Origin of the sequence: uncultured Parasphingorhabdus sp. (assembly GCF_963677535.2) — a bacterium.
GTDB lineage: Bacteria > Pseudomonadota > Alphaproteobacteria > Sphingomonadales > Sphingomonadaceae > Parasphingorhabdus.
The window spans coordinates 1087397-1099522 of the sequence record NZ_CAXXUT010000001.1; the positions used below are offsets into that span (position 1 = coordinate 1087397).

The window sequence follows — 12126 nt, forward strand, 5'->3', positions numbered from 1 at the left end:
TGGAACCTAGCCTATTTTCCGGCTCAGGTAGAATTTCTTTTGTAACTTTTGACCTTGTTCGACCGATAGCCTTTCCGGAACGGAAGCGCCAAGCTCCACCATAGATCAGCCGGACTGTCAGTCTGATATTCTTCGAGACCGATGATCATATCATCATGTCCGGCTTCCGGCAGCGCGATATAGGTCCCGAATAGGCGGTCCCACAGGGCGATGCTGAAACCGTAATTGCTATCGGTTTCGCCGGGCACGGTCGAATGGTGAACCCGATGCATGTCCGGGGTGACGAGGAACAGGCGCAGCCGTCGGTCCAGCCAGCCGGGCAGCCGCAAATTGCTGTGGTTGAACATCGCGCAAAGGTTGAGGATGAGCGCGAAAACAAACACCGCCAGCAAGCTCGGCCCGATCAGCAATACCAACAGGCATTTGTACAGCATCGACAGGATGATCTCGACCGGATGAAAGCGTATTCCGGTCGTTACATCGATGTCGCGGTCGGCATGGTGAACTTGGTGAATGGCCCATAGCAACGGGATCTTGTGGGTCGCGATATGCTGCGCGTAGATCGCCAGATCGAGCAGGATCAAGGCGAATGCAATTTCCACCCATGCAGGCCAGTCTGTCCAGTTGAACAGCCCGATATGATTTTGCGCCGCATAGCCAGCCACGGCGAGCGCGGCGACCGGCCCCGTCAGCCGGAGCGCAACGCTGTCCAATAGGATGATCACTATATTGGTCCGCCAGCGTCTGGCCCGCGACAGCAAACGCTTGCGGCGCGGAAACAGCGCCTCGCTGACGGCGAGAATCACGAACAGCAGCACGGACAGGAGCAAGCCATATTGAGCGAAATTGTCTGTCATGGAAGAGGTCTGTGCTTTGCCATTCGGCTTCTCTGGCTCCGGAAAGTTGGTGTCACCGCCTATAGCAGAGATTGCAAGGACAACAGCCCTTTCCAGTTATCCGCAGTTTTGCAATAGTTTCAGCCGGCCCGCGAAATACCCCCCTGCCCGATTGTCCGGCGATTTTTCCCGACATCCCAATATGGGTTGCAGCGCTGCGCGATGATCGCTAGATGCTGCCCCGTCTATGAGGTGCGTTGGCTGAGTGGTCGAAAGCGCCGCACTCGAAATGCGGTATGCCAGCAATGGTATCTAGGGTTCGAATCCCTAACGCACCTCCACAGACACTGCGGCTTTCATCGTAAGTGCCACTGCCACCATCCAGACATCCAACCGCTCCATTTTCAGCACCCCGAAAGCTGCGCCCAGGCAGGGTCGCCTGGCTGGCATGTAGTCCGACCAGAAAACGGACATACGACAATTGGGTTAGCGGCCTGTTGCGGCCGCTGGCCGGCCTCACCAGCGTCTATAGTACTGGTGCAGAGAAGCCGCGGGAATTGCTATTGCCGGCGTTACAGACATGACGCATATTCAGCGAGGCCATATACAAGGGGCAGCGTCCGCAGCCTGTAATTCCGATCTTTTTCGCGGACGATGGATGAAAAACGGATTTTTCATCGTTCTCCTTGCGCAATCAATATGGAGATATGGAAATGAGAACCGCATTTTTGACAACCGGTTTCGCCGTCATCGCAATTGCCGGCAGCCCGCTGGCCGCCCATGTCGGCCAGGAAAGCCATGTGGAAATCCGCAAAGAGCCGATCGCCGGGCAATATGACAAGCATTGGTATAATTATCTGGCAGATGTGCTGGAAGCCGACAAGGAGCTAAAAAGCGATCTGCGCCGCGCGACCGATGCAGAAGACACGCGTGATGCGTGGGAAGAATATGAAAATGAACTTGTCGATGCCGACAAGGATTATGTCGAGGAAATGCGCGATCGCAATTTCCGGGCGGGGCGGGTCACGATCGGCAAGTAGAATGACACCATCGCCAGTAAAAGAGGCGGGGATCAGTCCCCGCCTCTTTTTTTTGTTTGTGGGCGGACAGGACCAGCACAGCAGAAGCTGACCGTATGGTACGGCATTCTTTGCCGGCGCTATTTCCAGCCATTTTCCATCAATTGGCGCTCACCTTCCGCATCGACTGGCGCATCGGCCATCATCGCCGCGGCGCGGGCATTGATTTCACTGCTCGAGGCCTGTCTGTAACCGCTGGTCGCTTTGCCGGGAATCATCTCCTCCAGTTGCCAGCGGCCGTCGGCCTTGCAGGCGATACCGGCAACCGCTTCGCCGTCAAAGCTGCGGCAAATCTGATCCGACCTTGAACGGAAGGTCAGACCGATGCGATAGCGGCTGTCTTCGCTCTGGACCGAGGCAAGCTGCTTTTCCAGAGCGGTTTCGAGTTGGCCACTGGCGATCAGCGCGCCCTCCTGCTGGGCAACCGGACCGGCATTCTGGCCGAGGCCGAACTGGCCGACCACGATGCCCAGAACGAGTGTTGCCGCCATCGCGCCCCATTGCGCGATGCCGAAACCCGCTCGGCCGGCGCGGTTCCGGTCTTCCCCGGCTTTTCGCTCGGCAAAGCTGTTATCGACATTATTTTCCATCGAAGCGGTCAGCAGCGCGGTCAGGCGATCCGGCACAGGCTCTTGCGCGACGGGATCATAATGGGCGGCGAGCCGGCTTTTAAGGGCCCGTTCTCTGGCGATGCGATCGGCCAGCAGATTGTCCGTCTCCATCGCCTTTTCGATCCGCTTGGCGGTCACCGCATCGCATTCGCCATCGACATAGGCGATGATCGTTTCGTCATCAAAGGTCATGCCGCTTCTCCCAGTCCGCGTTGCAGCGCTTCTCGTCCGCGAACCAGTCGCGAAGTCAGGGTGCCGATTGGTATGTCAAGCAACTCTGCCGCTTCCTTATAAGCAAAGCCTTCGACCAGGACGAGCACGATGGCTTCCCGCTGTTCGAGCGGCAACAGATCCATCGCCCGGTCAACATCGGAAAGTTCCATCCGCTCTTCCATGCGCTGGTGATCGTCACCCGCAACATTCTGCATCGCGTCATCATCATTGGCGACATGCTCCCGCCGCCCTGCCGCGCGGACCGTATCGATCCAGATATTCCTTGTAATCCTGTACATCCAGCTATCCAGTCTTGTTCCCGTTTGCCATTGGTCACGCTTGTTCAGCGCGCGTTCTAGGGCCATCTGACAAAGATCATCTGCATCATCGATATTGCGCGTAAGGCCGCGGGCGAAACGCCGCAATTGCGGGAGCAGTTCCAGCAAATCCTGTTCAAATGCCATTCAGCGCAGATATCCTTTATTGATGGTCTATGGATGAAACGATGGAGCCGGTTCGTTTAATCCATGAACGCAAAAAAAAGCAAACGGGCAATGGCCTGTCGCTACCGGAAGGATTGAAGGCATGAAAGCAGCGCGATACTTGTTGATGATCCTGATCGTCTTGGTTCCGGCCGCGGCATGGGCCCAGCTATCGCTGCCTGGCGTCGGGCCGGGCCTTCCCCTCCCCGACCGGACTGTCGGAGAGGCAACCAGCAAGACGATAGATCCGCTCACCGGTGCGCTCGAAGGAGATCTGCTCGACCGGCTGAGCAGGTCGGAGCTGACAGCATTGCTCGACCGCCTGCGCATGGATCGGACCAGCCGGTTCCTGCGAGACAATCGGACGCATGTGGAGCGAGACAAAAATGGCGATCCCGCGGTGCGCGGCATTTTGGTGGCAACCGACATCTCCGAAGCATCGGTCAGCAAAGCCGTGGCCAGTGGTTTCGTCGTGGTCGAGCGCGGCCGGATCGGCGGGCTGGACCTGAGCTTTGTGAAATTTTCGACGCGCCAAGGCAAGAGCCTCAAGTCGGAGCAGAAGAAGCTTCAGAAAATCGCGCGCGAGGCCGACATCAGCGGTGACAATATCTATTTCACCAGCGCCACACCGCTGCCCTGCGGCGGTTGCGATGCCCTGCCCGCCGCGTTGCTGGCCGGAGGTGCTGCCAAAGCCGCGACCATCGGTCTGATTGACGGAGGCGTCGCCAGACATGGTCTGATAAATATCCCTGTCGAACAGCGCGGCTTTGCCAAAGGAGCGCCGGTAGCGAGCGCGCACGGCACAGCCATCGCGTCGCTGATTTCCATGAGCGGAAAAAACAGTGGAACCGGACTAGTGGCGGCGGACATCTATGGCAGCGATCCAGCGGGCGGCAATGCAACCGCGATAGCACGTGCGCTCGGCTGGATGGCGACGCGGAACATTCCTGTCGTTACCATCAGCCTTGTCGGCCCGGACAATGGCTTGCTCCGCCGCGCGATCCGGTCCGCCCAGGGCAAGGGCATGCTGATAGTGGCTGCCGTGGGCAATGATGGGCCGGCAGCACCGTCGCGCTTTCCGGCTGCCTACAAGGGCGTCCTCGGCGTGACGGGCGTGGATCGCCGGAACAAGGCGCTACCCGAAGCCGGAATTGCCACGCCGGTCGATTTCGCTGCCCCCGGCGCAGATATCAGGGGCGCCTCTCCGGATGGCAATACCGTGCCGTTGCGCGGCACTTCCTATGCCGCTCCCTTGGTAGCAGCGCGTCTTGCCGCGCATTATCCTGCCCCCGATATAGCAGCGATCGAAAAGGCGGTGAGCGCGCTGATCGGCGAAGCCCGGGATCTCGGCAAAAAGGGCACGGACAAGGTCTACGGCCATGGCCTGGTCTGCGAAAACTGCGCCGCCCGATAAATATTCTGATTTTTTTTGCGCGGGACGGATTAATCCGGAACGCTTGCTCGTTCTCCTGACAGATGGCGAAAAATTGCATCGCCACAGAAGGAGAAACATCATGAAAAAGTCGATCACAAATATCTTCACCGCTACATTCACCATTGCGCTTTTGGCGACAGCGCCGGCATCGGCCCAGCTGTTCGGCGGCAGCGGCGGTCTCGGAGGCTCTCTGGGCGGTTCTCTGGGTGGCAATCTGGGCGGTAATATCGGTTCCGGAACAGACACGATCGGTCAGACGGGCGGAACCGTTACCGGACGCGGCGGGGTGACCAGCTCCACCCAGATTGACCGCACAGTCGACACCAAGACAGGCCGTGTGGCAACCGACGCCAGCAGCAGCTCGAGCGCGAATGGCTCGCTGCTTGGCGGCGTCACTAGCTCGAACGAGACAGTTAACGGAGCCGTTAACAGTGCCGCCAGTGGCTCTGCCTCCGGTTCCGCCAATGTCGGTACCGACACCACTTTGATCGGCACCGACGCCCTGCGCTCGACCACCCGACAAGCGGTCGGAACAGTCCGCGATAGCGTTGCGGGGGTAAAATCAACCACCAACGGCGCTGTTTCAACAGCAACCGGAACTGCCGGGAATACCGTCAACAGCGCTCAAAACACCATATCCCTCGGCGGCAGCATCGCTGCCAGCGGTAGCGCCTTGGCGATGGGCAATCTTGGCCAGCTCGCCGCTTCGGGCAGCACAGCGGCCAATGCCGATGGCATGTTTGCCGTTTCACCCGGAATGCCGATCGAAAACCCGAAAGGACGCGTGGTCGGCTATGTCCAGGATGTCCGCCAGACCGGTTCCGGTGTGGTCAGCGCGGTGGTTGTTGAAGCCGGAAACCGCACCGCCACCCTGCCCGCAGCTAATTTTGCCGGGTCGGGCGACGTGCTGGTCACCGGCATGAGCAAAGGTGAAATCAAGCAGGCTGCCAAGCAACAGGAACAGACGCCGCAAAGCGAAAGCAGCCAGTAAAATAATTGCTGGCGGGCTGTCCATGAGCGGAAGCCTCTACCCCCACAGACATCCGGCCGGCAAAGGGCGCGTCAGATCTTGATCTGGCGCTCCCTTTTCCATTCTGGACCGGTTTCAATCAGCCGCTTTGCGTTTTATGATTTCCGCGCAAGCAAATATCGCAATCATCAGCCCGATCCAGAAGACGATTGGAAAGGGAAAGGCATTGCCGAAAAGGAAACGCGCCATCAGCGTTAACGTCAAGGCGAGCGGCGTGCCGATGATGACGCCGTGCCAGGCACCCCGGAGGCGGGGCTCCTCAATGCCTCTGCGTCGGCGCTTGCCCAGCCAGATATAGGTGCCGGTGGCGCAGATTGCCGTCAGCGCCGCGCCGAACAAAAGATAGGCAAGCTTCACCGGCAGACCGCCAAAGGTTCCGAAATGGAGCTGATAGGTTGAGGCTGCGGCCTGCTGTCCCCAGTCCCCGTCCGCAAGACCGGCCGTATGTTCAAAAGTGCCATCGGCGCTGAACGCATAATATTCACCGAAGATCAGCCGCCGGTCATGCTCGCCGACAATCTGGATATGCTGGCCCTTGGTCATCGGGTCGTGGAGAATGGCATAGGTCAGGTTCAGTTCGGGATAGGCTTCGGCCATATGCTCGAGCGCAGCCGCTACATCGGGGACTGGCGCGGGCCGCAGATCGGCTTCGCCTTCCTCGCCAAAAATCGGTCCGTAAACCGCTTCGACATCTCCCTGATAATCGTCGGCGGCGACAGCATAAGCGGTAATGCTGGCCAGTCCGATGAGCGCGCCGGTCAGCGCGATCGCGACGGAGAAGGGCAAGGTCCAGACGCTCAGGCGATTGTGCCAGTCGGCCAGCCCCACACCGCTGTCGTTGCGGGCCCGCAGACGAAAGGCGTCGCGAAAGATACGCGGATGGGCAACAACGCCGCTGACCGCGAGCGCCAGCATCATTACGCCCAAGATTCCCACGATCGTGATCCCGACCAGCACTGGCAGGTTGAGCGTATAGTGGAGCTTCACGACAAAGTCCGACCAGGCGATCTCTTCGGGTCCGGAAATGCTGCCATCCTGCGCCAGATAGACCGCCTGCGTATCCGTGGTAACCGCCGTGCGCGGTAGTTCCTTGTCCGGGAGGTGCACGTAAAGATGGGTCGTGCTCGGCTGGCCTGCCTCACTGGCGAGAACAGCCTCGACGCCGCGCTGCACCGCTTCGGGCGTTATCGACGCCATTTCCGGTGCATTCGGTTGCTCGACCCGTTGCAGTTCCTGATAGAAAACCGCAACCGTGCCGGTCAGCGACACAATATAAAGCAGCGCACCGGCGATCAGACCAATGACTGCATGGGCGGAGAGAGACTTTTTAACCGTCCCCGGTTCGATGGTGAGGCTCATAGCGGGCTCCCTGTGACGAAAGCCGGAATGGCAGTGGCGATCGGAATGGAAAGAATGACCAGCTGGCGTCTGCGGCCGTTGGTCATCAGAATGAGAAAGGCCAATATCGTCCAGCCGAGCGGCGCCGCGAACAACGCAAGCACGTTGGCATTGCCTTCACTGGCACCCATCAGCAGCGCGAGCCATCTCGTGGTGATGGCCAGAGCGATGGATGAAATCATCGCGCCGAGCACGATCAGCAGAAAGGTAATCACCCGGCCCCCGAGCCGTAACGGCTCACCGGCCTCGGGCAGCATCCCTGCCCTGCGGCTGGACGCTTTGCGTCTGGCTGGTGGCGACTTCCAGGCAGCGACGGCGAGCAGGACAAACGCCGCTCCCATCGCCCAGAGCGCCATGACCGTTATGCCCCACGCTCCGGCCAAGGCCGATCCCGCGGCGAGGGAAATCGCGAGAAGCAACCAGCCGGCGGCGTTCAGAAGCCGCGAGCGGCCCGGTCTCGCCCAGGAAAAGCGCAAGACGAATATGGCGGCAACCGCGCTTGCCGATCCGGCGGCGAGGAGCATCTCATCCGCCATCAGAAACGGTAGCTTACCGTGCCCATGATATTGCGTTCGCTGCCCACGAAACAATCGCCGCGTGCCAGACAGGCCGAATAATGGCGTTTGTCGAACAGGTTGGTGGCGTTGAGCGCAAAGCTCCAGTTGGCGTAGGTCACTTCCGCCAGCATATCGACCAGCGTGTAGGAGGGTGTCAGAACGCCGTCGGGAAAGGCCGGTCCGAACGACCGCTGCTTGCCGACATGGCGCACACCGCCGCCGAGCAGCAGCCTGGTGTCATTGCCCAGGGCGAAGCCCTTGGTCGTCCAGAGCGAGGCGTTGAATTTCGGCACATTGTCAAGCTGGTGCCCCGTGCCGTCCACTTCCGCCTCGTTATAGCTGGCGTTGGCGATCACGGTGAATTCGCCGGGCAACGAGACATTGCCCTCGAACTCGACACCCTTTGAGGTCATTGACCCGATCTGGATCTGGTCAAACGGATCGGTCGTGCTGTCATCCGAGACCGGCCGATTGCTTTCCTTGATATGATAGCCGGTGACGGTCATCAGGATATTGTCGGCCGGGTGGAATTTGATCCCCGCCTCGAACTGGCGGCCCGCCTTGGGAATGAAGGCGCTGCCGTCGCTAGCGGTTCCGGCGATCGGTTCGAAACTCTCGGTGTAGCTGAAGAAGGGCGAGACGCCTTCGACAATCTCGGCAATGATCCCGGCGCGGAAAGTCGTGGCCGCATCTTCCCGGCTCGCACCGCCCATGCTCTGCGCGGTCGTCCAGTCACGCCGCGCACCGAGCACGATCGACACGCGGTCAAAGAAGCGCATCTGGTTCTGCACGTAGATGCCGAGCTGGTCCTGATCGACATCTTCCGAGACATAGGTCGGTGTCGGCAAGCCGCCACCATAATCGGAGAGCGCGTCATAATCGATATCGTAAATATCGATCGCCTCAAATCCGAAACCGCCCGTCTTGTGGACCGAATTAAAGCTGAAATCGACGCCGGCGAGCAGAGTATGCTCGATATTCGAACCGGTGTTGAAGTTGAACTGGACATTATTGTCGGTCGAAAAAACTTCCATCCGCGCGATACTGCCGTCGACATAGAGGCCGATTATTCGCTGGTCTGCGTCCAGATAGGGGTTGGTCGGGTTGGAATAATTGTTTGGATAATGGGTGAAATAGGTCAGATCGCTGTCGATATAGCGCGCCTTGAGGTTGAGCTTTGCGGTATCCCCGAAACGATGTTCGAACAGCGCGGTCCCCTGCAACAGGCGGCCGTCATAGCGATCCCAGCCAGGCTTGCCGACAAACAGGCTGTTCGAAAGCTGGCCATTGGGATTGGGCAGGATTGTCCCCACCAGCGGCAGGAATTGCGATGTCGAACCGCTGTCATCTTCCTGGTACAGGCCGATGAACGTTATATCGGTATCGGGGGACGGCTTGAAGGTGATCGAGGGCGAGACCATCACGCGGTCATCCGGCACATAATCGGTTTGGGTGTCAGCGTCGCGAACGCGCGCCACGATCCGGGCAGCAACCGTATCACCGAGCGGACCGGTAACGTCGATCAGCGCTTCCTTGCGATCGAACGAGCCGTAGCGCAGCGACACTTCCCCGCTCGCCTCGAATTCGGGCCGCTTCGAAACAAGATTGATTATACCGCCCAGTGCACCTTGGCCGAACAGAACCGAGGCCGGACCACGGACCAGTTCCACCTGATCGAAATTATAGGGATCAGCGCGGATGCTGGCATAAAAACTGTAAATATCGCGCATGCCGTCGCGGAACTGGAGCGCATTGATCCCACGGACAAAGGCCCCGTCAACCCGGCTGTCGGGTCCGTAGGGATTGGCCGTCACACCGGACACATAATTCAGCGTGTCTCCGATGCTGATCGCGCCCTGAGCGAGAAAAAGCTCGTCGTCGATCACCGTAATCGGTTGCGGCGTCTCGATTACCGGCGTGTCGGTCTTGGTCGCGCTAAAGCCCTCTTCCTGCGCTCCGGTAACGATGATTGTCCGTTGTTCGGCATCTGCGTCTTCACTGGCAGCCAGGGCTGGCAATGGAGAAAGCGCGCTCGCGCACAGGATGGCAGTCTTCAAAAGTCGCATTGGTATCCCTCACATTACAATGTTCGAGATACCTACTATTGAGAATCATTTGCATTTGCAATAACAATTGAATGGTCATTTCAACTTGTTGATATCTCGGTTCATTTCATGAGTTGTGAAGACATATTAGCAAATAGAAAATTGGACGACGAAGGACGATGGCCATCCCGCAACTGACGATTGCCCGAACCGATCTCTCCATGCAGCAGAAAGGCACGCGTCCGAACCGGAGCAGCCCTCCCCCGTCCGATCCCACCGAAGCAGTGCTTGCATATGATCGCAAAGCGCCTAAATTGTCAGCATGAACGCAGCAGACCCCTTCAAGTCCGGCAATCCCCTGCCGCCCAACACGCCCGATATTCTCGATGCGCGATTTGCCATTGGTGATGTTGTAAGACACCGGATTTTCGATTTTCGGGGCGTTATTTATGATATCGATCCGGTCTTCGCCAATAGCGAGGAATGGTATGAGGCGATTCCGAAGGATCTGCAGCCGCCGAGAGACCAGCCTTTCTATCACCTGTTCGCGGAAAACGCCGACAGCAGCTATGTTGCCTATGTCAGCCAGCAAAATCTATTGTCGGATGACAGCGGCGAGCCAGTTGGCCACCCCGATGTGGCGCGGCTTTTCCAGGCAACCGACAATGGCAAATACAAGCTGCATCAAATCCACCGGCACTAGACTTTCCGGCAACCGTCAGCCTCTGGTCAGGACTTGATCTTCCAGCCCGATTTCAGCAGAAAATAGCAGATCAATGTCAGACCGATGTTGATCGCCAGCAGAATCAGCGCGCCGAGAATGACCGGCGAATCGGCCTCGGCGAGAAAGCCGTAGCGGAAACCGGATATCGCGTAGAAGAACGGGTTCGCATGGCTGACAGCCTGAAACGCCGGCGACAGGCGCTCGATCGAATAGAATGTGCCGGAGAGCAGCGCCAGCGGCGCGACCACGAAATTGGTGACCGCGGCAGCATGGTCGAATTTTTCCGCCCAGATCGAGGTCAGCACGCCGAGCAGCGAAAGCATCGCAGCCCCCATCAGGCCGAACCAGATCACTGCCCACCAGTGGGACACACCGACATTGACGCCGGGCCAGAAGAACATTGCCAGCCAGACCGCAAAACCGACCAGTATCGCCCTCGTCATCGAGGCTGTGACCAGCGCCGCCAGCAATTCTCCGACCGACAATGGTGGCGTCAGATAATCGACGATCGTCCCCTGGATCTTGCCGACCAGCATCGAAAAGCTGCTGTTGGCAAAGGCATTTTGCAACATGCCCATGCAGATCAGGCCCGGCGCGATGAAATCGGCGAAGGGTACACCCAATACACTATGATCACCGCGCCCCATTGCGACGGTGAAGATGACCAGAAACAACAGGGTCGTGATCGACGGCGCCCACACGGTCTGCAACTGGACCTTGAAAAACCGCCGGACCTCTTTCCAGTAGAGCGCAAGAAAACCGGCCCAGTTGACACCACGGATGATGGGCGTGCCGGGTTCGGCAAATTGTACCGTGCGGACAGGGCCGCCGGTGGTCAGATCTTTTTCGGGTTGGTCGAGCATAGGCACATCGCCTATCGGCTCGCAGCGTCAATCACAACCCCATATCGTGCCAAAACCGTGCCGGCATCACGCCATTTTCATGCCAATATCATGGTTGTATAATCACCCTCTCGACCCTATATCGCCTGTAACTCAAGATAATTAGGACTTTGCATGGCTTGGACTGACGAGCGGATCGATTCGCTGAAGAAAATGTGGGAAAAAGGCCTGACTGCCAGCCAGATCGCGGAAGAACTGGGCGGCGTCAGCCGCAATGCCGTGATTGGCAAGGCGCACCGTCTTGGCCTGAAATCCCGACCGTCTCCGGTGAAAGCAAAGCCACAAGCCAAAAAAGCCGCCAAACCGGCACCCAAACCGAAAAAGCCGCCGACGAAAAGCCCGACCACGGCCAAGCCGAAGGAAGAACATGTGGCGCGTCGCGCCATGCCGCCACCAACGCCGGCAGCCCGGACCCATGCTGCACAACAGGCGCGGCAGCCCAAGCATGACGGACCGAAAATCGTTTCCGTCGGTCCTGGCGGCTTTCTGCGCCAGGGGCCCGGCGACCAGCAGGCGCCGATCCCGCCCGCACCGCCACGTCGGCTGGTTCCGGCCAAGCCGAGCGAGGAAATTGCCGACAAGACGAGCCTGCTCGACCTGAATGACAAAATCTGTCGCTGGCCGATCAACCATCCCGGCGAACCCGATTTCCATTTCTGCGGCGAGGAAGTGAATCCCGGCTTCCCCTATTGCGTCGAACATTGCGGACGGGCGTTCCAGGCACAATTGCCGCGTGGTGCTCGCCGTGCCCCCCCACCGCTGCCGTTCGGTGGCCCGCGGGTCCGCTGAACCGGCATCCAAATTACGAGAATTT

The 12126-nt window shown here is 58.9% G+C and carries 12 protein-coding genes and 1 tRNA gene; 6 read left to right on the forward strand and 7 right to left on the reverse strand.

Going from position 1 to position 12126, the window contains the following annotated elements:
* Nucleotides 1–23: 23 nt before the first annotated feature.
* Nucleotides 24–857: a sterol desaturase family protein gene (locus ACHZCJ_RS05130; protein ID WP_321324463.1), complete on the reverse strand. Its 834-nt coding sequence runs from the start codon at nucleotides 855–857 to the stop codon at nucleotides 24–26.
* A gap of 230 nt (nucleotides 858–1087) precedes the next feature.
* Between ACHZCJ_RS05130 and ACHZCJ_RS05135 the strand changes: the two genes are divergently transcribed.
* Together ACHZCJ_RS05135 and ACHZCJ_RS05140 are read left to right on the forward strand one after the other, a co-directional pair.
* A tRNA-Ser gene (locus ACHZCJ_RS05135) sits at nucleotides 1088–1177 on the forward strand.
* Nucleotides 1178–1549: 372 nt separating this feature from the next.
* Nucleotides 1550–1876: a hypothetical protein gene (locus tag ACHZCJ_RS05140; protein WP_159641273.1), complete on the forward strand. Its 327-nt coding sequence runs from the start codon at nucleotides 1550–1552 to the stop codon at nucleotides 1874–1876.
* A 119-nt stretch (nucleotides 1877–1995) separates the two neighbouring features.
* Here ACHZCJ_RS05140 and ACHZCJ_RS05145 read toward each other — a convergent pair whose 3' ends face one another.
* Both ACHZCJ_RS05145 and ACHZCJ_RS05150 read right to left on the reverse strand, forming a co-directional pair.
* A complete protein-coding gene (locus tag ACHZCJ_RS05145; RefSeq protein WP_321324466.1) occupies nucleotides 1996–2718 on the reverse strand; it encodes an anti-sigma factor in 723 nt (240 codons plus the stop codon).
* Entirely contained in the window at nucleotides 2715–3203 is a 489-nt protein-coding gene (locus ACHZCJ_RS05150; protein ID WP_159641267.1) for an RNA polymerase sigma factor, read from the reverse strand. The genes ACHZCJ_RS05145 and ACHZCJ_RS05150 overlap by 4 nt, the downstream gene beginning before the upstream one ends.
* Before the next feature lie 121 nt (nucleotides 3204–3324).
* Between ACHZCJ_RS05150 and ACHZCJ_RS05155 the strand changes: the two genes are divergently transcribed.
* Both ACHZCJ_RS05155 and ACHZCJ_RS05160 read left to right on the forward strand, forming a co-directional pair.
* Nucleotides 3325–4635 carry a S8 family serine peptidase gene (locus tag ACHZCJ_RS05155; protein ID WP_321324470.1) on the forward strand — a complete coding sequence of 437 codons (1311 nt, stop codon included), beginning with the start codon at nucleotides 3325–3327 and terminating at the stop codon, nucleotides 4633–4635.
* A 100-nt stretch (nucleotides 4636–4735) separates the two neighbouring features.
* Nucleotides 4736–5647, forward strand: coding sequence for a hypothetical protein (locus ACHZCJ_RS05160; protein WP_321324472.1), 912 nt, complete (start codon nucleotides 4736–4738; stop codon nucleotides 5645–5647).
* A 114-nt stretch (nucleotides 5648–5761) separates the two neighbouring features.
* Here the strand turns inward: ACHZCJ_RS05160 and ACHZCJ_RS05165 are convergent, their stop codons facing one another.
* From ACHZCJ_RS05165 to ACHZCJ_RS05175, 3 genes are read right to left on the reverse strand one after another with little or no spacing between them, the layout of a single operon-like run.
* A complete protein-coding gene (locus ACHZCJ_RS05165) occupies nucleotides 5762–7045 on the reverse strand; it encodes a PepSY-associated TM helix domain-containing protein (protein WP_321324474.1) in 1284 nt (427 codons plus the stop codon).
* Complete coding sequence (locus tag ACHZCJ_RS05170) at nucleotides 7042–7608, reverse strand: hypothetical protein (protein WP_394700046.1); 567 nt, start codon at nucleotides 7606–7608, stop codon at nucleotides 7042–7044. Before ACHZCJ_RS05170 ends, ACHZCJ_RS05165 begins: the two co-directional genes overlap by 4 nt.
* A gap of 11 nt (nucleotides 7609–7619) precedes the next feature.
* Nucleotides 7620–9707 carry a TonB-dependent siderophore receptor gene (locus ACHZCJ_RS05175; protein ID WP_321324478.1) on the reverse strand — a complete coding sequence of 696 codons (2088 nt, stop codon included), beginning with the start codon at nucleotides 9705–9707 and terminating at the stop codon, nucleotides 7620–7622.
* 301 nt (nucleotides 9708–10008) lie between these two features.
* On the opposite strand from ACHZCJ_RS05175, the gene hspQ reads away from it, so the two are divergent.
* Nucleotides 10009–10389: a heat shock protein HspQ gene (gene hspQ / locus ACHZCJ_RS05180; RefSeq protein WP_321324480.1), complete on the forward strand. Its 381-nt coding sequence runs from the start codon at nucleotides 10009–10011 to the stop codon at nucleotides 10387–10389.
* 26 nt (nucleotides 10390–10415) lie between these two features.
* On the opposite strand, the gene ACHZCJ_RS05185 is transcribed toward hspQ, so the two are convergent.
* Nucleotides 10416–11273, reverse strand: a complete 858-nt coding sequence (locus ACHZCJ_RS05185) for an ABC transporter permease (protein WP_159641246.1) — start codon at nucleotides 11271–11273, stop codon at nucleotides 10416–10418.
* A gap of 153 nt (nucleotides 11274–11426) precedes the next feature.
* Between ACHZCJ_RS05185 and ACHZCJ_RS05190 the strand changes: the two genes are divergently transcribed.
* A complete protein-coding gene (locus ACHZCJ_RS05190; RefSeq protein ID WP_159641243.1) occupies nucleotides 11427–12101 on the forward strand; it encodes a GcrA family cell cycle regulator in 675 nt (224 codons plus the stop codon).
* Nucleotides 12102–12126 lie beyond the last annotated feature (25 nt).

Bases quoted from the DNA above. Each gene is read 5' to 3' on its own strand.
- ACHZCJ_RS05130 (WP_321324463.1), bottom strand. From the start codon at position 857: ATGACAGACAATTTCGCTCAATATGGCTTGCTCCTGTCCGTGCTGCTG.
- ACHZCJ_RS05140 (WP_159641273.1), top strand. From the start codon at position 1,550: ATGAGAACCGCATTTTTGACAACCGGTTTCGCCGTCATCGCAATTGCC.
- ACHZCJ_RS05145 (WP_321324466.1), bottom strand. From the start codon at position 2,718: ATGACCTTTGATGACGAAACGATCATCGCCTATGTCGATGGCGAATGC.
- ACHZCJ_RS05150 (WP_159641267.1), bottom strand. From the start codon at position 3,203: ATGGCATTTGAACAGGATTTGCTGGAACTGCTCCCGCAATTGCGGCGT.
- ACHZCJ_RS05155 (WP_321324470.1), top strand. From the start codon at position 3,325: ATGAAAGCAGCGCGATACTTGTTGATGATCCTGATCGTCTTGGTTCCG.
- ACHZCJ_RS05160 (WP_321324472.1), top strand. From the start codon at position 4,736: ATGAAAAAGTCGATCACAAATATCTTCACCGCTACATTCACCATTGCG.
- ACHZCJ_RS05165 (WP_321324474.1), bottom strand. From the start codon at position 7,045: ATGAGCCTCACCATCGAACCGGGGACGGTTAAAAAGTCTCTCTCCGCC.
- ACHZCJ_RS05170 (WP_394700046.1), bottom strand. From the start codon at position 7,608: ATGCTCCTCGCCGCCGGATCGGCAAGCGCGGTTGCCGCCATATTCGTC.
- ACHZCJ_RS05175 (WP_321324478.1), bottom strand. From the start codon at position 9,707: ATGCGACTTTTGAAGACTGCCATCCTGTGCGCGAGCGCGCTTTCTCCA.
- hspQ (WP_321324480.1), top strand. From the start codon at position 10,009: ATGAACGCAGCAGACCCCTTCAAGTCCGGCAATCCCCTGCCGCCCAAC.
- ACHZCJ_RS05185 (WP_159641246.1), bottom strand. From the start codon at position 11,273: ATGCTCGACCAACCCGAAAAAGATCTGACCACCGGCGGCCCTGTCCGC.
- ACHZCJ_RS05190 (WP_159641243.1), top strand. From the start codon at position 11,427: ATGGCTTGGACTGACGAGCGGATCGATTCGCTGAAGAAAATGTGGGAA.